Origin of the sequence: Cryptosporangium sp. NPDC048952 (genome assembly GCF_043197895.1) — a bacterium.
GTDB lineage: Bacteria > Actinomycetota > Actinomycetes > Mycobacteriales > Cryptosporangiaceae > Cryptosporangium.
Genome location: NZ_JBICTY010000010.1, coordinates 93,736 through 116,917 on the forward strand (window position 1 = coordinate 93,736; position 23,182 = coordinate 116,917).

Consider the following 23,182-nt stretch of genomic DNA (forward strand, 5'->3'; position numbering starts at 1 on the left):
TTAAGCGGTCAGCGCGTCGCGCGGGCGAGGATCCCCACCTCCGGGGCGACGGCCGGCACCTCGACCACGGGCGGGGCACCCGCTCCCCGATGCCGCCAGGCCATCCGCACGAGCGCGTACGCGACCGCGGCGCCGGCGACGACAGTAGAGGCCACGACGACCAGCAGTATCCCCGGCGGCAACGCGTACCAGGAACAGATCGACGCCACGGCACGCTCGAGCGCCGCCGTCCCGGACGCGGAACGCGACGCCCAGAACAGCTCGAGCACCGAGTGCAGGTAGACGAGCTGCAAAATCGTCGCGATAACGAGCACCGCCATCGGCACCCACCAGCGCACCCGGTCCCGCAGCCGGGCCGCCGCCGCGATCGCCACCACGCCCAGACCGACGATCCCGCCGTACAGGTAGCGCCCCTGCATTCCGCTGTACAGGTTGCGGTCGGTGACGAAGTTCGCCCACGTCCCGCTGGCGACGATCAGGAACAGCGCGACGACCGGCGCCAGCAGCACCAGCGACGTGGACCGCGGCAGGGTCCGCACGACCAGCGTCACGAGGACGGCCAGCACCACCAGAGCGACGGCGACCCACGCGGCCCTCCACGGCCAGTCGTGCAGCCGCTGGCCGGACTGGTCCTGCACGAAGAACAAAGTGCCGATCCGCTCGACGAGATTCTGCAGCCAGATGGCCCCACCGTCGGACCAGCCGTAGCGGGCGACCTTCTCGGCCACCTCGGACGTGCGGCCGTCCGGTTGGATCGCGCCGTACACCAGCTTGTTGTGGGCCCACCACAGCATGCCGGGAACCGACGCGGCCCAGGCGATCGCCAGTGACGTTCCTTTGCCGTACCGGCGCGCGGCGACCAGGTATCCCAGTCCGATCCACACGGGGATCAACAGCGCGAAGCCCTTGGTCAGCAACGCCAGTGTGGTGAGCGCGCCGATCCCGAGGGCGGTGCGTCGGGAGGTGTCACCGGTCAGCACCCTGGCCATCAGCAACGTCACCGCGGCCATCAGCACGACGAGCAGGTTGTCGTTGTTGATCGCCGACTCGTTGCGCGTCAGCTCCGGGATCGCGAGTGGGACGAGCGCTGCCGCGATCGGTAGCGGCCGTGGCAGTCGCAGTCGCCGCGCGGTCGCCCACAGCAGCACCGGCAGCGCGGCTGCGAGCAGCGCGTTCCACCACCGCAGCAGCAGGTAGACCCGGTCGAACGGAACGTCTTCCCAGCCCGGGAGTGCGGACAGGAACGCGGCGCCAGTGACGTAGTAGAGCGGCGGGTGCTGGATCAGCTGGTTGAACGACTGTCCGGCGTTGTCGCTGCCGCCCGCGTCCGAATACGACGCCCGTTCGTCGCGGGGCGGCAGGGTTCGGTCGGGCAGGTGCATCCGGCGCGGAGCCCGGCTGGACGTGGTGAAGCCACCGGCCCTGCTCCCCTTCGACACGTCCAGCTCGCCGGGCCCCGGCCAGGGCCACGCCTTTCCCTGTTCGACCATCACGATGAGGTCGGCGTGCTGCCGCTCGTCCGGCGCCCGGAAGTTGGGGAAGACGGCGGTCTGGCAGAGCACGATCGCCACGTGCAGCGCAACGATCATCCAAACCAGTCGCGGAACAGAGCGAATCGTGACAAAAGGGTTGGCCACGCGCGGAACCTATCCCGAGGTTCGCTACCTCTTACGGAGGTTCCGCGCGTGTCCGCCGTGCTCACTGCGGTGGCTGCCGGTCAGGTGAGCTGCTCGGCCAGCGCGACCAGGATCCCTGCGGGGCCTCGGAGGTAACAAAGTCGGTAGCTGTTCTCGTACTGCACCAGCTCGCCGAGGAGCTCGGCACCGTGCGGCCGCAGCCGCTCGAGGACGTCGTCCATGTTCGAGACCGCGAACATGACGCGATGCGCACCCAGCGTGTTCGCCGGCGCCTGCGGGTCGCTGGCCCGGATCGACGGCGACTGGTACTTGGTCAGCTCGAGCCGCCCGTGGCCGTCCGGGGTACGCATCATCGCGATGTCCGACCGAACCCCCTCGAGCCCGACGAGCCGATCGACTTCGCTGCCCTCGACCGTGGCCTCGCCCTCCAGTTCGAGGCCGAGCTCGGTGAAGAACGCCTTCGCTGCTTCGAGGTCGTCGACGACGATGGCGATGTTGTCCAAGCGCTGCATCATGGCGGTCAGCGTTCCGCATTCGTGCAACTAGTGCGGCTTGGCGCGAGCCCGGAACGCCGCCCCCTTGCCCGGTTGCCGCAGTCATCCATCTCGCACCACCGACGGGACGCGTTCCGCGAGTTGTCGAGGAACAGCCAGCCGCAGTCCAGGGCGCGGCACGCCTCGAGCCGCGGCCGCGGCTGGCGGCCATTGTGGCCACACACTCAAGCCGAGTGTCACCCGAAGAGCGCGGCGTGGATGTCGGCGTAGAAGAGGGCGGGGTCGCGCGAGAGGGAGGCCTTGACGTTCGCGGTCGGAGCGTCGGCGATCACCTCGAGCTTGCCCGCTTCCAGACCGTCCAGCGCCTGGGTGACCACCTCGTGCGGTGAAAGCTTCGGGATGTCGTAGCCGGCCATCATGTCGGTGTCGGCGATCGCCAGGGCCAGCGCGGTGACCTGGGTCTTCTGGTCGGCCAGCTCGAGCCTGACGCCGTTGGTGAGCGACCATTCCGCCGCCTTCGACGCGGCGTAACCGTTGCTGGTCGGTGCGAAGGCGTACCAGCTCAGCGCCGAGATGACGTTGAGGATCGCGCCGCCGGCGAGGCGGGGCGCGAACGCCCGGGTGACGTCGAGCGTGCCCCAGAAATTGGTCTCGAACTCGCGGCGGATGTTGTCCGTGGAGGCGCCGAGCAAGGGGGCGTCCGTCGAGATGCCGGCGTTGTTGATGAGGATGTCGAGGTCGCCGATCTCGGCCGCCGCGGCGTCGATCGACGCCGGGTCGGTGAGGTCGAGTCGGAGCGGGACGACGCCGGGGATGTCGATCGACTCGGGGCGACGCGCGGAGGCGTAGACGGTGGTGGCGCCGCGGGCGAGGAGTGCCTCCGCGAAGGCCTTGCCGAGTCCGCGGTTGGCGCCGGTGACGAGAACTTTTGTGCCGTTGATCTGCATACCGACGACGCTAAAACCTGACGTTGACGTCAGAGGCAAGTGTCGTGAGGCGGATCACTGCGCGGGGTGGCCGACCACCGGCAGCAGCACCCCGTCGATCAGTGCCGTTCGCTCGGCGGCGGACGGCTCACGGCCGTGCAGCAACATGCTCGTGAACAGGTGCGACACCGCCACCCGCAGCGCCATCGCGCCGCGCGAGACGTCGACCGGCTCACCGCGGGCCGCCGCGTTACCGGAGATCACTGCCGCATCGGCGGCACAACGATCCTCGATCTGCGCGCGGATCAAGTCGCGCAGAACCGCGTCTTCGCGCACCGCTTCGGTGAGGCTCAGCAGCGAGGCACGGGTACCGCCCCGCAGCGCCTCGACGATCCCCTCGACCGCTATCACCAGATCAGCGCGCAGGCTGCCGGTGTCGGGCACCTCGGCCGCCGGCCCCTCGGACTGCCGGCGCAGCGCCTCGGCGACGAGCTCGGCCTTGTTGGGCCACCGGCGGTACAGCGTCATCTTCGAGGCCTTGGCCCGCGCGGCGATCGCGTCCACCGACGCGCGGCTGTAGCCGACCTCCTCGACCAGCTCCAGCGCCGCTGCCAGGATCGCGTCGGTCCGCGCCCGTCCCCGCTCCATGCCCGCCTCCCAGCTGCCGTCGCGATCAGCGCCAGGGCTGGTGGACGATGCGGTCCACCTCGATCGTGAGGAGCACCCGGACCGCTTCCTGTCCGGCGTAGTTGCGGTACGGACCGCCGGTGTACTTCTGCGAGAGCGCCTCGATGCTCTCTGCGCCACGGTCGGTATCGGCGTCGACGACGACGCCCGTGACCGAGTAGTACGAGGAGGGGTCGTCCCGATCCAGGATGCTGACGGCGACCCGCGGGTCGCGTTCGATGTTTCGCGTCTTGCGATAACCCTCGACCGTGTTGATGAGGACGTGCTCGCCGTCGGTGGCCACCCAGGTCTGGGTGAGCTGGGGCGAGCCGTCGGGGTTCGTCGTAGCGATCAGGCAGATGCTGGGCGCTTCCAGCAGGGTGATCAGCTCGTCGGGCAGTTTCACGAAGACCCTCTTCCGTAAGTGTACGAGACAGTATCGTACACCTTCAGTCGACGGAGGCACCCGTGGCTCAGAGCTGGCCCGCAGCGACGGGGGTTGTTCGGGGTGCTCCGCAGACCGGACGCGCCTTTCGCCGGGCGAGGAGAGCGATCACCGCGACGATCTGGACGGTCAGTACAGCGGCCAGGGCGACCGGCGACGCGAGGGTCAGCACCGCGATCGTGGTATTCACTCCGAAATGGACCGCCATCGCCGCGACGACACCGGCCCGCTCATAGGCGTACCCGGTGAGCAGCGCCATCGGGAACACGCTGAGGGTGAACATCAGCCCGCTCCAGCTGAGCAGCCCGAGATCGGCCTGCACCGTGCCGGAGATGAAGAACAGCGGCAGGTGCCACACGGCCCAGACGGCACCGAGCAGCAGGCCGGCCCGGAGACGACTCATCGAGTCGAGTAACCGCGGGTAGGCGGTTCCGCGCCAGCCGGGCTCCTCGGCCAACGGACCGGCAACGATCATGCTGACGAGGAAGGGCGCGACGCCTCCGGCGGTGGCGATCAGCTCGCGGCCCTCGGTGAGGTCGACCGCAGGGCCGCCGAGCAGATCGGCCAGCACCGCGGCGACCAGCACCGTCCCCGACGCCAACACGAGCAGCGGAAGCGCCCACAGCAGTCGCCGGCCTTGCCGCCACGGCACGGTGTGCGCGGGCACCGGTTCCCCCCGCCGCCCCCGGCGTATCCGGACCGCGATCGCGCCGTACACCGGGCCGAAGCCGCCCAGCAGGTACGGGATGGCGGTGGGAAGGCTCGTCGGCGATCCGCCGAGCGCGATGGCCGTGAGCCAGCAGGCCCAGGTCGTACCGAACGCGACGGTGAAGAAGAGGCCGAGTTTCACGGCGTTGTCCCTTTCGTGCCTACAGCAAGTCGGGCGGTGAGCCAGCCGGTGATGCGAGTGAGCAGCTCGGAGTCGATCGGTTCGCGGAGCTGCCGGGGGTAGGTGCGTAGCGACGGCCGACCGTCGAGACGGCGCAGCAGGTGGGTGAGGCCGGGCATGCGGTGGATCTCGGTTTCGCCCGGTACCAACCGGCGGATCTCGTCGAGGTCGGCGGGATCGACCTGGATGTCGCTGTCACCGGTGATGGCCAGGACAGGTACCCGGACGTTGGCCAGGTCCGGCCGAGGGTCATGGGCCAGCAGTTCGCGCATCCACCGGGCGTTGACCGGTATCCCGGCGATACGTGCCACGTCACTACTGGTCGCGGTGGCTCGGGCCAGGTAGCGGTCGGCCACTGTGCGCAGCAGCGGTCGCACGGGAGCGGGAAGACTGTCGGCGATCATCTCGGCCTGCCGGCGCAGCGCGTCCTCGCCCGGCCGGGCGAACCCGGCCAGCAACACCACCGCCGTCGGCCGTACGTCCGAGGTGCGCGCGGCGAGCGCCATGGCGTGCACCGCGCCTTCGCTGTGTCCGATGACGCCGATCGCGTCGGCGCGGACCTCGGGTCGATCTGCCAGCGCGCACAGGGCCGCCTCGGCGTCTCGGCGGGTGGCGGTGAAGCCGCTGGCGCGCCAGTTGCCCGGGGTGGCACCGACGCCGCGTCGGTCGTACCGCAGCGAAGCGATCCCGTTGGCGGCGAGTGCGGCAGCGAGCGGCGGGCCGAGCTGCATGCGGTGCCGACGCGTGTTGGCGTCTCGATCCAGCGGGCCGGAGCCGGGCAGCAGCAGGACCGCCGGATGCGGGCCGGTCCCGTCGGGCAGTGCCAGTGCACCGGCCAGGAGCAGGCCGTCGTCCGCCACCGCAGTCATCTCGACCACACGCATCGTTCTCATCCCTAAGAACATTATCAACTCTGAGAACATTATCGTATGTGGGATCCTGGGGTGGTGGCAACCGCGGACGTCCTCCTCCACCCGGTCCGGATGCGCATCCTGCAAGCGCTGTTCGACGCCGATCCGCTGACCACCGGCCAGCTGCGGGATCGCCTCCCGGACATCCCGCCGGCGACGATGTACCGGCACGTCGCCGTACTGGTCGACGCGGGCGTGCTGGAGGTCGTCGACGAACGGCGCGTACGCGGCACGATCGAACGCAGCTACCGGGTGCGCAAGGAGCAGGCCGTGGTCGACGCCACCGCCCGGGCGACGATGACCCGCGACGATCATCGGCGTGCGTACACCACGTTCGCGGCATCACTGATCGGCGACTTCGACCGTTACCTCGCCTCTGACGACGCCGACCCCAACCGGGACGGCGTGGTCTACCGGCAAGCAGCCGTATGGCTCACCGACGAAGAGTTCACCGCCATGGTGGACGAGATCGAACACGCGGTGGTCAGCCGGACCGGCAACATCCGCGACGGCGGACGGACCCGCCGCGTCGTCAACCTCGTCGTGATACCGGACGCCCCCACGAGGCGGCCCAACACTTGACGCCGCGCCGACGGCTGGAGCCCGGCCCTACATCGATCACGGGGCGAGTTCCGCGTGGTGCGCGGCCAGGACTGCCGGCACGCCGTCGTCGAGCATCTTCCGGCGCACGCTTCCGAGCAGCCTGGACATGGCGAAGCCGCCCACGCCAGTGAAGCCGGTATGCGTCCAGGTGAAACGCGTGCCTGCGGCGGTCGGTTCCAGCCGGTAGGTGACGTCGGTGACGTCGTCGGTGTCCTCGTCGCCTTTCCAGGTGTAGCGCAGGGATCGGGGCGCGTCGACCTCGATCACCTCGCAGTAGACGACGCCGGACCAGCCCATCACGGGCTTGCCGACGAACCGGAATTTGGTGCCCGGCACCGCGGCGAATCCCTCGGGACGTCCCCCCTGCCCGGTAGTGGTCCACCGCGCGACGTAGGCGGGATCGGTCAGTACCTGCCACACCTCCTCGATCGGGTACGGGTACTCGCGGACGATTTCGTACATGCTCACGACGGCTCCTCCCGCTGTCTGCCGCCGTTAGCCTACCGGCCGGCCGGTTAGCGTCAAGCCACCCGGCCGGCCGGTAGGCTAACGAGCATGGGTACGGACAACCAGGAGCGAGTGATCGTTCGACGAGGTGGCGACCACACACGGCGGCAAGCCCAGCGCGTCGCCCTGGAGTTGTTCACCAAGCAGGGGTACGAGGCGACCTCTCTGCGCCAGATCGCGGAGGAACTGGGCATCACGAAATCGTCGCTGTACTACCACTTCCCGAGTAAAGAGGCGATCCTGCGGTCGCTGTTCTCCGACCGCGCCACGGAGGCGGAGGCCCTGGTGGCGTGGGTTCGCGAACAGCCGAGGAGCCCTCGGCTGCTCGAGACTGCGGTCCTGCGCTGGGTGGAATCCCTCTCCACCGACAAGCTGCACGGGATCCGTTTCATGGCGGCCAACCCCCTCATCGCGCGCACGATGGAAGGCGCCGAGGAGGATAGTGTCGGCTCCAATCTGACGGCGCTCGCCGACGAGCTGGTCGCCCTGCTGCCGTCCCCGACGCCCGCCGACACACTGCTGGTGCGCATGTCGATCCTGAGCATCAACGCCGCCGTCGCGGCCGCCGCCGACACCGACATCGCAGACGACGAGATCGTCGGGGCGGCGACGACGGCCGCACGGACTCTCATCCGGCTGGTCACTTCAGGTGCGGACCCGTCTCCCCTCGACCGCCCGGAGAACTGATTCCGAGGCCGGTTCGAGCGTCCGAATGCCGGCAACGGCCATCGGGCCGGGTTCTGTCCCGGCTCGCGGTCGGCCTGGTGATCTCGCGGCCCCGGCTCGCGGCGGTGATGTTGCCGCTGAGCGCCCTCGCTGCGGTGCCGCGCGTCGTGGCCAGCGTCCACTACTCGCACGACGTGCCGGCCAGCGCGGTCCTCGGTGCTGCCGTGGTGGCGCCGCGCTGCTGATCGACACGGTCTCTGGCCGCGGCGCGCCGACCGGCCAGCGCGCCGGCACCGGTCGACCGGGAAGCCGGCCGGTCCTGAATGCCATCAGATGCACGCCCAGCCGAGCCAAAGCTGGGTGTGCGGTGGGTGGGTCAATCGAGGTCTTGGGGGTGCAGCACGATGCGCCCGTGGGCTTTGCGGTCGGTCAAGGCCTGGTAGGCGTCTTGTACAGCGGTCAAGGGGTAGGCCGCGGCGATAGGGATGTGCAGGTCGCCGGCAGCAGCGAGGGAGGCCAGCTCGGCCAGCGCCGGGGTGCCACCGGCGTCGGTCGTCCCGAGGGCTTTGACGCCCTTCTCCTTCGCTCCGCGATAGTCGACGACGGTATCGATGCGGCCAGTCGGAACGCCGAGGTCGAGGGCCAGGTCGAGGTAGCCACCGCCGACCGCATCGATGAACGCATCGACTCGGTCGGCCGCGGCGCGAATCCGGTCCCGCTCACCGTCGCCGTACTGGACGGGTTCGATGCCATGGTGCTGCAGTAGCGGGAAATGCGTGGCGCTGGTCAGGCCGATCACCCTCGCGCCCGCACGGAGGGCGAGCTGGGCGGCAGTGAATCCGACGCCACCGGATGCGCCGGAGATTACGAGAGTCTCCCCCGGCTGGGGTTCGACCGCCCGGATGGCACCGAGGCCGGCCATCGGCGTCGTATAAAGCGAGCCGGCCACGTCCCAGGGGAGGGCACGGGGCTTGCTGACGAGCTGAACTGCGGGGACGGCGACGAGCTGGGCGTGGGCGTCCCAGCTCTGCAACCAGCCGAGAACTGCGTCACCGACGGCGAAGCTGTCCACGTCGGCGCCGATCGCGACGACTTCGCCGGCGAGGTCGCGGCCCGGCGTGTACGAGCTGCCGTGCAGCGCCGAGAGCGCTCCAGGGTTGAGCGCGCTGGCCTCGACTCGCACGACTACTTCGCCAGAGCCGGGCATGGGTTCGGGTAGCTCGGCGAGGTAGATCCCGCTGATGCCCGTGAAACGGTCGTAGCGCACTGCTTTCATGATCTTCTCCGGTGTTGTAAGTGGTCAGGCCGGGCGCAGGAGCGGGATCAGGATGTCGTCGACGAGGTGCGCTATGAAGGCGGCGTCGCACGGCTCGCCCGCGACCACGATGCGGTGCACGATTACCGCTGGGGCGACCTCGGAGAAGAGCGTCGCTGCGCCGGGCGCCAGTTGCTCGTCCGCGTGGCGAACGAACCCGTCCGTCATTGCGGCTTGGTCGCGCCGCAATATCCGTCGCATCTCGTGGGCGAGCCGCGCGTCGTTGCGCATGCCGGAGAACAGGGCTCCGAGCAGCCCCGTCTCCTGCTCTGCGATGCTCCGCGCGAGCCACGTCACCTGGGAAAGCAGGCTCTCTCGGAGATTCCTTCCGCTGGGTCGCGGGGGTGTGGCGGGCACGCGGTGCTCGACCGCGGCGGCGACCAGCGCAGCCTTGTGGGGATACCGGCGGTAGATCGTCGTCTTAGCTGCGCCGGATCGGCTCGCAACCTCCTCGATCGAGAGCTGGTCGTACCCCGCCTCGATCAGCAACGACAGCGTCGCATCAAGGATGACCCGATCACGGCTGGAGTCTCGCGGCCGTCCCACGGCCGGGGACCGACTCGTGCCTTCGGGCTTCGGAGAATCCAAGGCTCTCACCATCCCGCTAGTTTCGATACGATGCCGTTTCGTATCGAAAGTAGCAGCAACCGCTCTGCCGCCACAGCACCATGTCGCGAAGCCCACTCCGCAGGGAGATGACCGACTGCTCTCAAAGACCGCTGGATCGAATCTATCCGGTGTTGTTCACGACGCCGTTCACGTCAAGGTCAGCGCCGGGCAGGGCGCCGAATTCTTGCTCCAGGTCCTGAGCACCGCAACCAGCGCCGGCGGCACCGCGAAGAAATCCGCACGATTGGCCGTTCCGGCGCGCACTACGCGACGCCTTGGCCGCCGATGATGTGATCACCGGCTCGGGGTTCTACGTGGAGATAGCGAATCCTTCGTAGCCGTTCGCGGCCACCTCCTCACACTTTTTCCGGAATGGCCCGACACCGCCCGCGTAGGGAAGGAAGACGCGGGGCTTGCCGGGCACGTTCGAGCCCATGTAGTAGGAGTCGGCGGTGGGATAGAGCGTCATGCGGCCGACGTCGGCGACGTGCTGTGTCCAGGCGTCCTCGGCCTCCAGAGTGGCCTCGAACGTCGACGCGCCGCGCTCGAGTAGCGCCGTGATGACGTCGGCGACCCACTCGACGTGCTGTTCGATCGAGACAACCATGTTGGACAGCACCGAGGGGCTGCCGGGCCCGGTGATCGTGAACAGATTCGGGAAGCCGGCAACCGCGACACCGAGGTACGTACGCGGGCCGTCGGCCCACTTGTCGGTCAGTGCCAGGCCACCCCGTCCGCGGATGTCGATGCGTGACAGCGCACCGGTCATCGCATCGAAGCCGGTGGCGAAGACGATCGAGTCGAACGCGTGTTCCCGTTCCGACGTGCGTACCCCGGACGTCGTGATCGCGGCGATCGGGGTCTTACGTACGTCGACGAGACTGACGTGCGGCAGATTGAAGGTGTCGTAGTAGCCGGTGCCCACGCACGGCCGCTTGGTGCCGAGCGGATGGTCCACGGGCTGCAGCGTGGCGGCCACCTCCGGATCTTCGACGATCTCGGCGATTCGGTCCCGCACGTATTGAGCCACCGTGTCGTTGGCTTCTTCGTTCGTCATCAGGTCCGTGTAGCCGGCGACCAGGCCGACCGGATGATTGTCGGGGCCGTACCAGTTGCGATCGAAGTGCGCGGTGCGTTCCTTCGCGTCGACCTCCAGCGCTGACTTCGTCGCCGGGGGAAACACGACTCCGAATCCCGACTCGCGGTTGGCCTGGCGGAAACGCTCGTAGTCTGCCTTCACCGACCGCTGGTGCTCCGGATCGATCGGGTGGTTGTTGGCCGGGATCACGAAATTCGGTGTGCGCTGGAAGACGGTCAGCTCGGCGGCTTGCTGCGCGATCAGCGGAATCACGTGTACGCCGGACGAGCCGGTGCCGATCACCCCGACGCGCTGCCCGGTGAAGTCCACGCCCTCCTCGGGCCAGTGCGCCGTGTGGTACCAGCGGCCGGTGTAGCTCTCCAGGCCGGGCACCTCGGGAAGCTTCGACGCCGAAAGGCAGCCGGTCGCCATGATGACGTACTGCGCGGTCACCTCGTCGCCACGATCGGTTCGCACCAGCCAGCGCTGCGCATCCTCCACGTAGACGGCCTCGGTCACGCGACTTCCGAGCTGGACGTCGCGACGTAAGTCGAAACGGTCGGCGACGTGGTCGAGATAGCGTCGAAGTTCCTCCTGCGTCGGGTACTTCTCGGTCCACTCCCAGTCCTGCTCCAGGTCCCGGTCGAAGGAAAAGCTGTAATCCATGCTCTGCACGTCGCACCGGGCGCCGGGGTAGCGGTTCCAATACCAGGTGCCGCCGACACCATCACCGGTCTCGAACACTCGGACGGCCAAGCCCGCTCCGCGAAGCTTGTGCAAGGCGTACAGGCCGGCGATTCCGGCACCGACGACGACGGCGTCCACCGTCCTGTTCATCCCACGCACCTTTCCGATGACATGGCGCCAAAAGTACACCCGACAGTGTGGTTTTTACTCGCGGCGTGCCGTCAAGCGATCTGTTGCCCCTCGACGTGGACATCGCGCAGCAGCCAGCGGGCGGGGTAGAACCGACCCTCTGGACGATCTGACCTTCCGCCCCGTCGGATCGACGCGAGCGATCCCGTAGTCGGACGTGAAGAGACATCGCCGGACAACGTCATCGTGACGCCTAGCGGGCCGATGCTTGGAGGGCGCCGGTGAGCTGCTCGCCGGCGGCGACGAGCGTGTGCAGACAGTCGTGCAGCCGCCCGGGTTCCATCGCCGGCAGACGCTGGGCGGTCAATGCGAGCACCACCCGCCCGGCGCGGTCGAACACCGGTACCGAGACACCGCGGGGGCGGTCCCGGGAGAGGGCGGCGTACTGCCGGACGAACCCGGCGATCCGGGTCTCGAGCTCGCGGACCGACGCGGACCGACGCCCGTCCGCCGCGACCCGGGCGATGCTCGCCTCGATCTCCCGGACCGCGGGGTGGTCCGGAACGGCCGCCCACCCCCGCTCGCGCGCGGCGGCCAGTTCCCGGCGAAGCACCTCCTGCACCCCTGGAACCCGCAGCCATTCGTCGCGGACCTCCTCGGTTCCCCAGGCGGCGAACACCGGCCCGAACGGTGCCATGAACGGGAGTCGCAGACCGACCAGATTGGTGTCGAGCTCGGCACCGGCCCAGGCGAGCTGAATGACCTGCTGGTCGACAAGCGCACCCGCGGCCGTGTGCACGCCGAAGCGCGCGGCGATCTCCTCCAGTCTCGGCCGGGCGAGATCCGCCAGCCGCAGATGAACGCCCAAATCGTCGTCGGCTTCGGCGACCATCGACAACGCCGTGAAACTCCCGAAGGCGCCCTGCAGAAAAATCAGCGGCGCGACCGAGCGCTCGACGTCGAGCGTGTCGACCGCTCCGACCACCATCAGATGATCGCCGATCTCCAGCACCCGGTCGAGCCGGCAGTCGATCCAGGCCGGTGCGTCGGCCAGCACCGGCGATCCCAGTGGCGAGGTGCGCCACTCGACCGCGCGGAACTTGTCGTCGTCCCGCGAGGCGAACCGGCGGCACAACTCCAGCTGATCGCCGGCCAGGAAGTTCACCGCGAACCGGCCGACCTCGGTGATCGCCGCGAGGACCCGCGACCCGGCCTGCGGGAAGAAGGCCACCAGCGGTGGGTCGAGCGAGACCGAGGTGAACGAGCCCGCCGTCATGCCGAGCGGCGTCCCGTCCGCACCGAGCGCGGCGACGACGCAGACTCCGGTCGGGTGGTGGCCGAGTACGCGGCGGAAGTGGCCGGCGTTCGGCAGCACGGTTGGGGAAGCCATCACAGCAGCTTCGTGATGTTCTCGTCGAGCGAGAATCCGAGCAACGCCTTGCCGTAGATCTCCCGGGTCGCGGGCGGGACGAGCGTGCCGTGCCGCAGCGCGATGTTCGAGTCCCGCCACATCCGCTGGATCGGGCTGGACTCGGCGAAGCTCCCGGCGCCGTGCGCGGTGATCAGGAGGTCCAGCGCGTCTTTGATGCACGTCGCCGCCCGCGCGGCATCCGAGCGGAGGCGCGCCCGCAGGCGGTAGCTCGGGTTCTCGCCGCGTCGCGCGGCGTCGTCGATGTCCTGCGCGGCCCGGTAGACGTGCAGGTGCGCGGTGTCGATCAGCGCCGCCGCGTCGGCGATCTGCAGTTGGAAGCCGACCGAGTCGCGCTGCCGCGTGTAGACCGTGTTGGCGATCGTGCGTTTGTCGGCGAGCGCGGCCACGAGTTTGAGGGCGGCGCGGCCCATCCCCAGCTGCGCACCGGTCAGCACGAGCGTGAAGGCCGGGTGGAAGGCCGAATGGTAGAGCGCCTCGTCCGCGAACTCGGTCGGGAACCGGCCGTCGATCGCCGCGCCGACCGGCAGGATGCGGTGATCGGGAACGAAGACGTCGTCGACGACGATCGCGTTGCTCCCCGACCCCCGCATACCGACGACGAACCAGGTGTCCTTGATCTCGTAGTCGGCCCGGGGAATCAGCCCGAGTCCGAAGTCGACCGTCTCACCCGCGTCGTCGACCAGGGGGAACCCGACCATCACCCAGTCCGCGTGCAGCGATCCGGAGCCGTAGTACCACTCCCCGCTCACCCGGAAGCCCCCCTCTTCGCGGCGCGATTGGCCCCGGGGAGCGAAGACCCCGGCGACGCGCGCCTCGGGGTTCGTCCCGAACACCTCGTCCTGCGCCTGCTCGGGCAGCATCCCGACGGCGATACCGACCGTGTTGATCAAGGTGACGACCCAGGCCGTCGACCCGCAGCTCTCGGCCAGCGTCGCGGCGACGTCGATGATCGTCCGGACGTCGGCCTGGTGGCCGCCGTAGCGTTTCGGCACGGTCAGTCGGAAGAGGCCGGCGTCGGCCAACGCGGTGATGACGGGCTCGGGTACCCGCCGGTCGCGGTCGGCCACCGCGGCGTTCTCGGCGAGCAGCGGCCGCAACGAGGCCGCGACGGCGACGAGCCGGTCCCGCTCCGACGAGCTTTCCGGGCGGGCCGGCAGGCCGAAAACGAACGGGTCGGGGTCGAGCGTCGACGGTACGTCGCTGCCGACGGCCATCGACTGGTAGACGTCGCTGACGGTAGTGCTCATGGTGTTCTCCCAGCGGAAATAGCGGTCAGGCGTGCTGACCGGTCATGAGTTCGGCGAGGTCGTCCGGCGCGAGGAAGGACGGCGGAGGGGGCGGCCCCCAGTTGAAGAGCCCCTGGGCTCCTTCGAACACCTCCGGGGTCCACAGTTCGCCCTCGGGGATGCAGTCCATGTCGGCGTAGTACTCGGAAAAATTTCCGGCCGGATCCTTCAGGTACCAAAAGAAGTTGGACCCGGCGTGGTGGCGTCCGAGGCCCCAGACGTGGCGGGCCGGATCGGCCTCCAGCATCGCTTTCGCGCCGCGGCCGACGTCGTCGACGTCGTCGACCTGCCAGCTAGTGTGGTGCAGGAAGTTGACCGGTGCGGCGAGCGCCAGCACGTTGTGGTGGTCGTTCGAGCAGCGCAGGAACGCACCCTTGTCGCCGATGTAGTCGCTCACCTGGAAGCCGAGCCCGTCGACGAAGAACGCCGTCGTCGCCCGGAGATCGACCGTGCCCACGACCGCGTGGCCGAGCTTCTTCGGCCGCACCGGTGTCACGCGTCGGATACCGGGCGCCCGGCCGTGCCGGTCGATTCGCCCGGGTCCGTTGTACGGCGTCGCGGGCACCCGCTCCGGCGCGAGTCGGGGCGCGACCGAGATCCGCGCAAGAACGCCGGTGACCGGCTCGACCGCCGAGACCACCGTCCCGGCAACGGTCCAGGGCGTGCCCAGCCGGTCGAGCCGCGACCCGATGCGCGCCACGTCGTCCGCGTCGTCGCAGCCGATCCCCAGCTCCACCAGACGGCGGGTGCGGGCGGCCACGATCCGCAATTGCTCGCCGCCGTCCCGGGTCGCGAACGCGCCGCCGCCGAGGTGCTCCAGGCCGAACTCGGCGTAATAGCCGACCGTCGCGTTCACGTTCGGCACCCCGATCGTGACGCCCGTCAGTCCGTGCAACGCCATGTCAGGCCGCCCCGGTGAACTTCTGGTGCAGCTCGCCGACGCCCTCGATCCAGCTGTCGAGCCGGTCGCCCAGCGCGAGGTAGCGCGGTGGCGTCCGGCCGTGTCCGACGCCGGCGGGTGTGCCGGTGAAGATCAGGTCGCCCGGGTACAACGTCACGACGTGCGACAGCGCCGAGATCAGCGCGGGCACCGGGAAGATCAGGTCGCGCGTCCGCCCGTCCTGCACGGTCTCCCCGTTGACACGGCCGCCGAGCGCCAGGTCGTCGCGGTTCGGCAGTTCGTCCGGCGTCACCAGCCACGGCCCGGTCGGAGCGAAGCCGGCGAACGACTTGCCGAGGCTGAACTGGGCGGCCGGACCGGAGGTCTGCGTGATCCGCTCCGACAGGTCCTGGCCCACGGTCACTCCGGCGACGTGCGCCCAGGCGTCGGCCGACGGAATGCGGCGCGCGGTGCGCCCGATCACGACGACGAGCTCGACCTCCCAGTCGGTCCGGCCGCCGTCGGGAAGCGCGACGGTCGTGTCGGGGCCGCTCAGCGCGCTGACGAACTTCGTGAACGTCGGCGGCAGCGTGTCGGGCACGTCGAAGCCGGACTCGGCGGCGTGCTCTGCGTAGTTCAACCCGATCGCGAGGATCTGCCGCGGTTCCGGCGAGGGAGCGGCCAGCTCGTCGCGCGGCACCGGCACGGTCGAACGAGTGGACGCCGAGCTAGCCCAGGAGCGGAACGCCTCCCAGTCCGCGTAGATCGACGGCAGGTCGGGCCCGAACACCCCGTCGCTCGCCTTCTCCACATCGATTCCCTCGACGTCCGACACGAGCACGGTGGCCCGGCCGGCGACGTTCGCGAGCTTCATGTCGATCTCCTCCGCGCGGTGTTCGTAGCTTCAGACGACGCCGACATCCATGCCTCCGATCCGGCTGATCTCCAGGTGGAGCTTTTCGCCGCTCCGGACCGGCCCCACACCGGGCGGAGCGCCGGTGAACAGAAGGTCACCGGGCTCGAGCGTCATCACCGACGACGCGTACGCGACGATCCCCGCGACCGGTACCAGCAGGTCATCAGTGCAGACCGACTGCCGTACATCGCCGTCGCACGTCAGCACGATGTCGAGACCGGATCCGTCGCCGACCTCGTCGCGGGTGGCGATCCAGGGGCCGACCGGGCTGAACGAGTCGTAGCTTTTGCGGCGCGAGCGGTCGGCGGGGCTCCGCACGGTGACGTCCAGGCCCGCGGTGAAGCCGAGGACGTGCTCCAGCGCCGCGTCGGCCGGAATGTCTTTGCCGCCCGACCCGATTACGATCACGAGCTCGGACTCGTGGTGGATCTCCTGCCCGGCGGTCACGACTGCGGGAGGCAGGACGACGTCGGCACCCGGCCCGACGACGGACGACGGCGCCTTGAGGAACACGTCGAACTCCAACATCCAGGGTTCGACCCGGCCGAGCGTCCGCTCCTGCACGGTGTGCATCTCGGTCACGTGCTCGCGGTAGTTGGAGGCGGCGGCCAGGATCTTCGACGGCCCGAGCACCGGTGCGCGGAGCATGACGTCGCCCAGCGGCCGGCCGACCCCGTCCCGGGCAGCCCGCTCCAGCGCCGGCCGGACGCGCGCGAAGTCCCGGCACAGTGCCCGCCACCAGCCGGCGGTCAGCGGATCGGGGTCGTGCGGCCACGGCAGCGCGCCGGTCACGTCGATGATCGCGTCCCCGGGAACGACCACGCCGAGCCGGTTGTCGTCGAACAGGGCGAGTTTCACGGGAGGGCTCCTTCGACGACGATCTGCCGACGGTTCAGGCCCAGCGCACGGAGCACCGGTTCGTCGGACAGCACGAACAGGTCGGCACCGTCGGAGGCGTGCTCGACAGCGGCCCACGACGGGACCGCGAACATGTCGCCCGGCTCCCAGGCGAAGCGCCGCCCGCCGACGACGCTCTCCCCCGCACCGCGGAAGACGACGTAGACCGCGTTGCCGGCCCGCCGCACCGGTGCGCTGCGACCGCGGACGCGATGCACGGCGCAGCCCAGCGTCGGAAGGACGCTCGCCCCGGTGCGCGGGTCGGTGTACTCGACCGCGATCAGTGCGTCGTCGCTCGCGCGGGCGAGGCGCTCCAGTTGCGCGTCGGTCTCGGCCCAGCGGTAGATCAGCAGGTCGGACGGCTGCGCGCTCAACGCGTCGGTGACCGACCCGTCGGTGTAGCGGGCGCGGTAGCGCGTTTCGGAGCGGTTGTGCTCGGTGGCCGGCGACTGCGACGAACCCGGCCCCGGCCAGGGCTCGAAGAACACGCCGTCCAGCGCCTGCACGATCGGCAGGTCCAGGCCGTCGAACCAGAACATCTCGGAGTCCCCGGCGTTGGTGTGGTCGTGCCACTGCATCGACGGCGTGAGCACCAGGTCGCCCGGCCCCATGTCGCAGGCGTCGCCGTCGACCGTGGTCCAGACGCCCGCGCCCTCGAGTACGAAGCGGATCGCGCTCGGGGTGTGCCGGTGGGCCGGGGCGACCTCACGCGGCCCGAGGCACTGGAGCGCACCCCACAGCGTGCCGACCGCGTACGGCCGGCCGCCGAGGCCCGGGTTGGCGAGCGCCAGCACCCGTCGCTCGCCGCCGCGTTCCACCGGGACGAGCCGGATCGCCTCGCGGGCCAACGGCTTCATCGTCGACGCTGGCCACAACCACGGCACCGCCGCCGGCCGGGGTTCGGGCGTCAACAACTCGTCGGTGATCGTCCAGAGTGGCTGCAGGTCGGCGGCCTCGAGCCCGGCGTAGAGCGCCGCCAGGTCGGAGTCGGAGTTCATCGGGCCATCGCCGGGAGCGACTCGGCGGTCCGCACGCGGCCCAGTTCCTCGGTAGGTGTCCGGAATGTCTCCTGGGCGGTGAGCATGGCCAGCGCCGCGATCAGCATGAACCCGGCGAAGAGCCACGCGATCGACGGCCAGGCGTCGGCGTCGCCCTGCACCATCGACTGGGTGATCGCCGGGATGAAGCCGGTCACCACGATGCCGGTGGTGAAGCTGACGGCCATCCCGCTGAACCGGATCTCAGCCGGGAACATCTCCAGGAACGTGACCAGTAGGACGCCCGCGCTCATCGACGCGAACACGCCCATCAGCAGCAGGCCGAACAGATAGATCTGCACCCAGTCGCCGTCGTGCAGCGCGTGGAGATAGGCCGGGACGGTCACCGCCGACCCGATCACGCCGGCGATGAACACCGGTTTGCGACCGATCCGGTCCGAGAGAAGGCCGAACAGCGGCTGGGTCACCATCATCGCCAGACTCGCGAGCGCGACCAGGTTGAGCAGCCCGGACTTGTCCAGCCCGACCTGCTTGGTGCCGTAGGCGAGACCGAAGATGTAGACGAGACCGGCCGGGGCGATGCAGATCGACGCCAGGACGATCCTCACGACCGCGGCGCGGTGGTCACGCAGCACGATCGCTAGCGGCGCTTTGCGGGCCAGCCCTTCGCGCTCCAGCTGCCGGTAGGTCTCCGGTTCGGTGAGTCTGCGGCGCAGGACGAACGTGAGCAGGACGACGACCGCGCTCGCCCAGAACGGGATCCGCCACCCCCAGCTCGTCATCGCGTCGTCGCTCAGAACTCCGGCCAGCGGCACGAAGATCACGAACGCCAGGAAGTTGCCGAACTGCGAACCGGCCTGCGTCCAGCTGGTGTAAAACCCTCGGCGGTCGTCCGGGGAGTGCTCCAGGGCGAGCAGCGCCGACCCGGCCTGCTCGCCGCCCGCCGAGATGCCCTGCACCAGCCGCAACGCGATGAGCAGCACCGGAGCCGCCGCGCCGAGTACGTCGGCGCCGGGAAGGCACCCCACCAGGAACGTGGCGACGCCCATCGTCAGCAGGATCGCCAGCAAGACCTTCTTGCGGCCGATCCGGTCGCCGAGGTGGCCCCAGATCACGGCCCCGAACGGGCGGGCGGCGTACGCGACTCCGATGCTGCCGAGGGCTAACAGGGTGTCGTAGGAGTTGTCGGGGAAGAAGACGGGGCCGAAGTACAGGGCCGCGGCCGTTCCGTAGATGAGGAAGTCGTAGTACTCCAGCGTCGTCCCGAAGAAGCCGGAGACGGCGGCGGTGCGTGCTGCGTTGGTGGACATCGATGGCCTTCCTGGGCACGAGCGGATCGCCGAGGGCGATCACTGCTGCGGCGGCACGTCCGACTCGGGAACACCGAGCGGGGGAAGCTCTTAAACCACAGTCAAGATAAAGACCGCAAGAGATCGACGTCAAGAACCAGGGTTGAGAAAGCTACGACCGCTCGGTCGGCAGAGCCAGGATGAAGCGGATCATTTCGTGCGGCGGCCGGCGGTGTTCCATCGGGAGATGCACCGCCTCGAAGACCGCCTCGATCAGGTGCGCGATCAGGTCGCGGTCCGTGTCGGCACCGCGGTCGTCAAGCACCTGACGTACCTGGTCACGCAGCCAGTCCAGCCACAGGTCGTGGGCTTCGCGCACACCGTCGTGGTGCATGAGCCGGTCGTGCATGGCCTGGTGCAACGACCGGTAGGAACGCATGTTGACCAAGCCGCGGGTCAGCCGGTCGAGCGGGTCGAGGTCGGCATTCTCCTCGGCCAGGGCCCGGAATTGCCGGCCCAGCAGCTGACGCATGACCACCGCGAAGACGTCGTCCTTGGACTTGAAGTACCAGTAGACGCTCGCCCGCGTGACCCCGGCGGCCTTGCTGATGTCATCCATCGTGGCGCCTTCGTAACCACGGGTGATCAGTACCTCGGTAGCTGAGGCGATGAGATCGGCCCGGCGCTCCTCGCGTGGGATCTGGGCGCGGTTCCTCGGCAACGTCGGGTCCCTCTTCACTCGGCCAGATGGCCCCCGGAGTCTAGCGAGCGCGTACCGGCCACGACCGTTGACACCTCGGCGTCGCGGGTGCTTCTCTTAACTCGTATTCGAGAGCGAAGGAGCGGTCAGGTGAGCGAGTCCGGAACGGTCGAGTCACTCGACGGCACGGCGATCGGCTACACGCGGGTGGGCGTCGGACCGCCGCTCGTCATCTGCCACGGCTCGTTCGCCGCGGCGGTGGACTGGCTGCCGGTCGCTCACGAACTCGCCGGCACTCGCACCGTCTACGTCTACGACCGGCGCGGTCGCGCGTCGAGCCCGTACGCGTCGACCGGGTTCGCGATCGACGCCGAGGTCGACGACCTTGCCGCCGTGGTGGCACTGGCGGGCCCGGGAGCAGCGCTCCTGGGGCACAGCTTCGGCGGTGGCTGCGTCCTGAGTTTCGCGGCGCGCGACCGCTTCCCCGGCCCGATCCTCGTCTACGAACCGCGGCACTCGGTCGACGGGCCGGTCAGCGGGGGCCACATCCCCGAGATCCGGCGGCTGCTCGCGACCGACGATCGGGAGGCCGCGGTGCGGACGATCCTCGAGAAGGTCATCGGCCTCCCCGACGACGCCGTCACCGCGTTCGCGGAGTCGCCGCTGTGGACGCGGATGATCCAGACCGTCGACGCGTTCCCCGACGAACTGCGGCTTTTGGATCAGCTCACCTGGCGGCCCGGCGACCTGGCCGGAACCACCGGCCCGACCTGGCTGCTGGTCGGAGACCGGAGTCCGGTTCTCCCGGCCGACCGGGAGGGCGCCCTGCGTGGCGTCCTTCCGGAGCTGCGCAGAGTCGTGCTGGCCGGGCAAGGCCATTTCGGTTACCGCACCGCGCCGGCGGTGCTGGCGAGAGCCGTCGAGGAGTGCCTCGGCGCATGACCGTTTCCCGAATCATCGGCGTCGAAGAACACGCCTGGACCGCTGAGCTGCGCGACGCCCTCCTGCGGTACGGCGGCGACGACACCGTGAACCTGCTCAGCAGCCGGCCGCAGACCGACTCCAAACTGCGCGAAGTCGGCGACGAGCGGCTCGCGCGCATGGACGCGGCCGGCGTCGACATGGAAATCCTCTCGATCACCACGCCCGGCACCCAGCCGCTGGCCGCCGCGGAAGCCGTGCCGCTGGCCCGCGACGCGAACGACTTCCTCGCCGACGCCGTCCGCCGGCACCCGGACCGGTTCGCGGCCTTCGCGACGCTGCCCACACCCGACCCGGAGGCCGCGGCTTCCGAACTCGAGCGCTGCGTCCGGCAGCTCGGGATGGTCGGCGCCCAACTCGTACCGCTGACTCAGGACGTCCGGTACCTCGACCACGAGTCGTTCCGGCCGGTGTTCGAGGCCGCCTCGGAGCTCGGCGTGCCGCTGTACCTCCACCCCGGCCAGCCGCCCGAGGCGGTTCGGCGCGCGTCCTACAGCGGTTTCGACGACTGGACGAACCTGAACCTCGGCACCGGAGGCTGGGGCTGGCACGTTGACGCCGGGCTGGCTGCGCTCCGCCTCATCATCGCCGGAACGTTCGACCGGCACCCCACCCTGCAGATCGTGCTGGGGCGGTGGGGCGAGCTCCTCGTGCCGTTCGCCGACCGCGCCGACCTGCTCAGCGAGGACAACCCGACGCTGCAGCGACGGGTGATCGAGTACCTCACGAACAACGTCCACGTAACCGCGGGCGGCGTGCTCAGCCATCGGATGCTCACCGCCGCCGTCGACGTCCTCGGGCCGGACCGGGTCATGTTCGGCGACGACGACCCCTACCGCGGCATGAAGGGGCACTTCGGCGGCGCGGGCGGCGCCCGGGAGTTCGTCGAGACGGCTCCGTTGTCCGCCGCGGACCGCACGAAACTCGGCCACACCAACGCCGAGCGGTTGCTCAAGCTCTCGAAGGAGACCCCCTGATGGAACCCGTTCTCTCCGTCAAGCCGGTCGTGCTGGCCGCTCCCGAGCGCGGCGACGACCTCCAGGTGAAGATCTCCGCGCCCGCAGCGGGAACCGAACTGCCGATCGTTGTGTTCTCACACGGTTTCGGCTCCTCGCTGGAGGGCTACGGCCCGCTGACCGACTACTGGGCCGCGCGCGGCTTCGTGGTCGTCCAACCGACGTACCTGGACTCGAAGACGCTCGGGCTGGCCCACGACGACCCGCGTACGCCGACGATCTGGCGACAGCGGATCGACGACGTGAAGCGCGTGCTCGACCACCTCGACGAGCTTGAGAACGCCGTACCCGGCCTGCCCGGACGCGTGGACCGCAGCCGGATCGCCGCGGCCGGGCACTCGTTCGGCGGCCAGACGTCCGGCAGCCTGTTGGGGCTGCGGGTGCGCCCCCCGGCCGGCGAGGACGCCGACCTCTCGGATCCACGCATCAGCGCCGGAGTGCTGCTCGCGACCGCCGGGCGCGGCGGCGACGCGCTGAGCGATTTCGCCCGCGAACACCTTCCGTACCTGGACGCCGACTTCGCGCACCTGCGCGCCCCGGCGCTCGTCGTCGCCGGGGACAAGGACCAGTCGCCGCTCACCGTGCTCGGCCCCGAGTGGACCACCGAGCCGTACCACCTAAGCCCTGGCCCCAAGAGCCTGCTGACGCTGTTCGGGGCCGAGCACTTCCTGGGCGGGATCTCCGGGTACGAGGTCACCGAGACGACTGACGAGAACCCCGAGCGAGTCGCCCTCGTCCAGCGGGTGACGCTGGCCTATCTGCGGCACGCGCTCGAGGTAACGGAGGACGACTGGGCCGCCGTGCGGAAGTCGCTAGTCGGCGACGCGCACCCGCTCGGCCGCCTCGACTCCAAGTAGGCCTCGGACGAGCGAAGCGTCCGGCGAGCTCTCGATCGGCCACTCGGGGTCGACCGTTCCTCGCTGGTCAGACTTCTTCTCGACGAAGCAACGCGCGCTTGACCCTCTCCTACGGTGAAGGGCGAGCATCGTTCCCGTCAACCGGGGCCGACGAGCCGAAAGCTCGCCGCCGACCGAGCGCCGACAAGGAACACAGATGAACGACAAGGCTCTCCTCGCCGAACAAATCGCCTACTACAGAGCAGGCGCGGCCGAGTACGACGCTCACGAGCGAGGCGAGATCAAATGACCCGCATCCAACTTCCTGCCGCCACCGCCCGCTGAGGCGTCAGGAAGGTGGACCGCCTACCGGCTGAAGGTTCCCGGAC

General features: G+C 69.5%; 26 protein-coding genes. 6 read left to right on the forward strand and 20 right to left on the reverse strand.

Annotated features, from left to right (window positions below; genetic code table 11):
- Window positions 1-8: 8 nt before the first annotated feature.
- The 8 genes from ACGFY5_RS42170 to ACGFY5_RS42205 all read right to left on the reverse strand — a co-directional run bounded on the left by ACGFY5_RS42170 (window position 9) and on the right by ACGFY5_RS42205 (window position 5,941).
- Complete coding sequence (locus ACGFY5_RS42170; protein WP_392730246.1) at window positions 9-1,589, reverse strand: DUF2142 domain-containing protein; 1,581 nt, start codon at window positions 1,587-1,589, stop codon at window positions 9-11.
- Between the two features lie 128 nt (window positions 1,590-1,717).
- Window positions 1,718-2,152 carry a VOC family protein gene (locus tag ACGFY5_RS42175; protein WP_392730247.1) on the reverse strand — a complete coding sequence of 145 codons (435 nt, stop codon included), beginning with the start codon at window positions 2,150-2,152 and terminating at the stop codon, window positions 1,718-1,720.
- 5 nt (window positions 2,153-2,157) lie between these two features.
- The gene (locus ACGFY5_RS42180) at window positions 2,158-2,355 is read right to left on the reverse strand and encodes a CGNR zinc finger domain-containing protein (protein WP_392730250.1); all 198 of its coding nucleotides are present in this window, start codon (window positions 2,353-2,355) and stop codon (window positions 2,158-2,160) included.
- A gap of 12 nt (window positions 2,356-2,367) precedes the next feature.
- Entirely contained in the window at window positions 2,368-3,078 is a 711-nt protein-coding gene (locus tag ACGFY5_RS42185; RefSeq protein ID WP_392730253.1) for an SDR family oxidoreductase, read from the reverse strand.
- A 54-nt stretch (window positions 3,079-3,132) separates the two neighbouring features.
- Complete coding sequence (locus ACGFY5_RS42190; RefSeq protein ID WP_392730256.1) at window positions 3,133-3,705, reverse strand: TetR/AcrR family transcriptional regulator; 573 nt, start codon at window positions 3,703-3,705, stop codon at window positions 3,133-3,135.
- A 25-nt stretch (window positions 3,706-3,730) separates the two neighbouring features.
- Window positions 3,731-4,129, reverse strand: a complete 399-nt coding sequence (locus ACGFY5_RS42195) for a PPOX class F420-dependent oxidoreductase (RefSeq protein ID WP_392730258.1) — start codon at window positions 4,127-4,129, stop codon at window positions 3,731-3,733.
- A 67-nt stretch (window positions 4,130-4,196) separates the two neighbouring features.
- Window positions 4,197-5,018 carry a CPBP family intramembrane glutamic endopeptidase gene (locus ACGFY5_RS42200; protein ID WP_392730260.1) on the reverse strand — a complete coding sequence of 274 codons (822 nt, stop codon included), beginning with the start codon at window positions 5,016-5,018 and terminating at the stop codon, window positions 4,197-4,199.
- Window positions 5,015-5,941 (reverse strand): alpha/beta hydrolase, encoded by a 927-nt coding sequence (locus ACGFY5_RS42205; RefSeq protein ID WP_392730404.1) that lies wholly within the window; start codon window positions 5,939-5,941, stop codon window positions 5,015-5,017. The genes ACGFY5_RS42200 and ACGFY5_RS42205 overlap by 4 nt, the downstream gene beginning before the upstream one ends.
- Before the next feature lie 63 nt (window positions 5,942-6,004).
- On the opposite strand from ACGFY5_RS42205, the gene ACGFY5_RS42210 reads away from it, so the two are divergent.
- Window positions 6,005-6,550 (forward strand): helix-turn-helix domain-containing protein, encoded by a 546-nt coding sequence (locus tag ACGFY5_RS42210; RefSeq protein WP_392730263.1) that lies wholly within the window; start codon window positions 6,005-6,007, stop codon window positions 6,548-6,550.
- Window positions 6,551-6,586: 36 nt separating this feature from the next.
- On the opposite strand, the gene ACGFY5_RS42215 is transcribed toward ACGFY5_RS42210, so the two are convergent.
- Window positions 6,587-7,033, reverse strand: a complete 447-nt coding sequence (locus ACGFY5_RS42215; RefSeq protein ID WP_392730407.1) for an SRPBCC domain-containing protein — start codon at window positions 7,031-7,033, stop codon at window positions 6,587-6,589.
- 93 nt (window positions 7,034-7,126) lie between these two features.
- Here ACGFY5_RS42215 and ACGFY5_RS42220 point away from each other — a divergent pair, with 93 nt between their 5' ends.
- A complete protein-coding gene (locus ACGFY5_RS42220) occupies window positions 7,127-7,765 on the forward strand; it encodes a TetR/AcrR family transcriptional regulator (RefSeq protein ID WP_392730265.1) in 639 nt (212 codons plus the stop codon).
- Window positions 7,766-7,842: 77 nt separating this feature from the next.
- Window positions 7,843-7,989 (forward strand): hypothetical protein, encoded by a 147-nt coding sequence (locus ACGFY5_RS42225; RefSeq protein ID WP_392730266.1) that lies wholly within the window; start codon window positions 7,843-7,845, stop codon window positions 7,987-7,989.
- A 131-nt stretch (window positions 7,990-8,120) separates the two neighbouring features.
- Here ACGFY5_RS42225 and ACGFY5_RS42230 read toward each other — a convergent pair whose 3' ends face one another.
- The 11 genes from ACGFY5_RS42230 to ACGFY5_RS42280 all read right to left on the reverse strand — a co-directional run bounded on the left by ACGFY5_RS42230 (window position 8,121) and on the right by ACGFY5_RS42280 (window position 19,999).
- Complete coding sequence (locus tag ACGFY5_RS42230) at window positions 8,121-9,020, reverse strand: NADP-dependent oxidoreductase (protein WP_392730268.1); 900 nt, start codon at window positions 9,018-9,020, stop codon at window positions 8,121-8,123.
- 24 nt (window positions 9,021-9,044) lie between these two features.
- Complete coding sequence (locus tag ACGFY5_RS42235; RefSeq protein ID WP_392730269.1) at window positions 9,045-9,605, reverse strand: TetR/AcrR family transcriptional regulator; 561 nt, start codon at window positions 9,603-9,605, stop codon at window positions 9,045-9,047.
- A gap of 373 nt (window positions 9,606-9,978) precedes the next feature.
- Window positions 9,979-11,583, reverse strand: a complete 1,605-nt coding sequence (locus ACGFY5_RS42240; protein WP_392730271.1) for a flavin-containing monooxygenase — start codon at window positions 11,581-11,583, stop codon at window positions 9,979-9,981.
- A 232-nt stretch (window positions 11,584-11,815) separates the two neighbouring features.
- Window positions 11,816-12,952 (reverse strand): flavin reductase, encoded by a 1,137-nt coding sequence (locus tag ACGFY5_RS42245; protein ID WP_392730273.1) that lies wholly within the window; start codon window positions 12,950-12,952, stop codon window positions 11,816-11,818.
- Window positions 12,952-14,241 (reverse strand): acyl-CoA dehydrogenase family protein, encoded by a 1,290-nt coding sequence (locus tag ACGFY5_RS42250; RefSeq protein ID WP_392730276.1) that lies wholly within the window; start codon window positions 14,239-14,241, stop codon window positions 12,952-12,954. Before ACGFY5_RS42250 ends, ACGFY5_RS42245 begins: the two co-directional genes overlap by 1 nt.
- 25 nt (window positions 14,242-14,266) lie before the next feature.
- A complete protein-coding gene (locus tag ACGFY5_RS42255) occupies window positions 14,267-15,181 on the reverse strand; it encodes a VOC family protein (RefSeq protein ID WP_392730277.1) in 915 nt (304 codons plus the stop codon).
- Window position 15,182: 1 nt separating this feature from the next.
- Window positions 15,183-16,034, reverse strand: a complete 852-nt coding sequence (locus tag ACGFY5_RS42260) for a fumarylacetoacetate hydrolase family protein (RefSeq protein ID WP_392730280.1) — start codon at window positions 16,032-16,034, stop codon at window positions 15,183-15,185.
- 30 nt (window positions 16,035-16,064) lie between these two features.
- Window positions 16,065-16,934 (reverse strand): fumarylacetoacetate hydrolase family protein, encoded by an 870-nt coding sequence (locus ACGFY5_RS42265; protein ID WP_392730283.1) that lies wholly within the window; start codon window positions 16,932-16,934, stop codon window positions 16,065-16,067.
- Entirely contained in the window at window positions 16,931-17,971 is a 1,041-nt protein-coding gene (locus ACGFY5_RS42270) for a cupin domain-containing protein (RefSeq protein WP_392730285.1), read from the reverse strand. Before ACGFY5_RS42270 ends, ACGFY5_RS42265 begins: the two co-directional genes overlap by 4 nt.
- Window positions 17,968-19,281 carry an MFS transporter gene (locus tag ACGFY5_RS42275; protein WP_392730287.1) on the reverse strand — a complete coding sequence of 438 codons (1,314 nt, stop codon included), beginning with the start codon at window positions 19,279-19,281 and terminating at the stop codon, window positions 17,968-17,970. The genes ACGFY5_RS42270 and ACGFY5_RS42275 overlap by 4 nt, the downstream gene beginning before the upstream one ends.
- Window positions 19,282-19,432: 151 nt before the next feature.
- Window positions 19,433-19,999 (reverse strand): TetR/AcrR family transcriptional regulator, encoded by a 567-nt coding sequence (locus tag ACGFY5_RS42280; RefSeq protein ID WP_392730288.1) that lies wholly within the window; start codon window positions 19,997-19,999, stop codon window positions 19,433-19,435.
- Window positions 20,000-20,110: 111 nt separating this feature from the next.
- On the opposite strand from ACGFY5_RS42280, the gene ACGFY5_RS42285 reads away from it, so the two are divergent.
- Genes ACGFY5_RS42285 through ACGFY5_RS42295 form a run of 3 tightly spaced genes read left to right on the forward strand, consistent with a single transcriptional unit; the run spans window position 20,111 to window position 22,814 of the window.
- A complete protein-coding gene (locus ACGFY5_RS42285; RefSeq protein WP_392730289.1) occupies window positions 20,111-20,902 on the forward strand; it encodes an alpha/beta fold hydrolase in 792 nt (263 codons plus the stop codon).
- Window positions 20,899-21,918: an amidohydrolase family protein gene (locus ACGFY5_RS42290; RefSeq protein ID WP_392730291.1), complete on the forward strand. Its 1,020-nt coding sequence runs from the start codon at window positions 20,899-20,901 to the stop codon at window positions 21,916-21,918. Before ACGFY5_RS42285 ends, ACGFY5_RS42290 begins: the two co-directional genes overlap by 4 nt.
- Complete coding sequence (locus tag ACGFY5_RS42295) at window positions 21,918-22,814, forward strand: alpha/beta hydrolase family protein (protein WP_392730294.1); 897 nt, start codon at window positions 21,918-21,920, stop codon at window positions 22,812-22,814. Before ACGFY5_RS42290 ends, ACGFY5_RS42295 begins: the two co-directional genes overlap by 1 nt.
- Window positions 22,815-23,182: the final 368 nt, after the last annotated feature.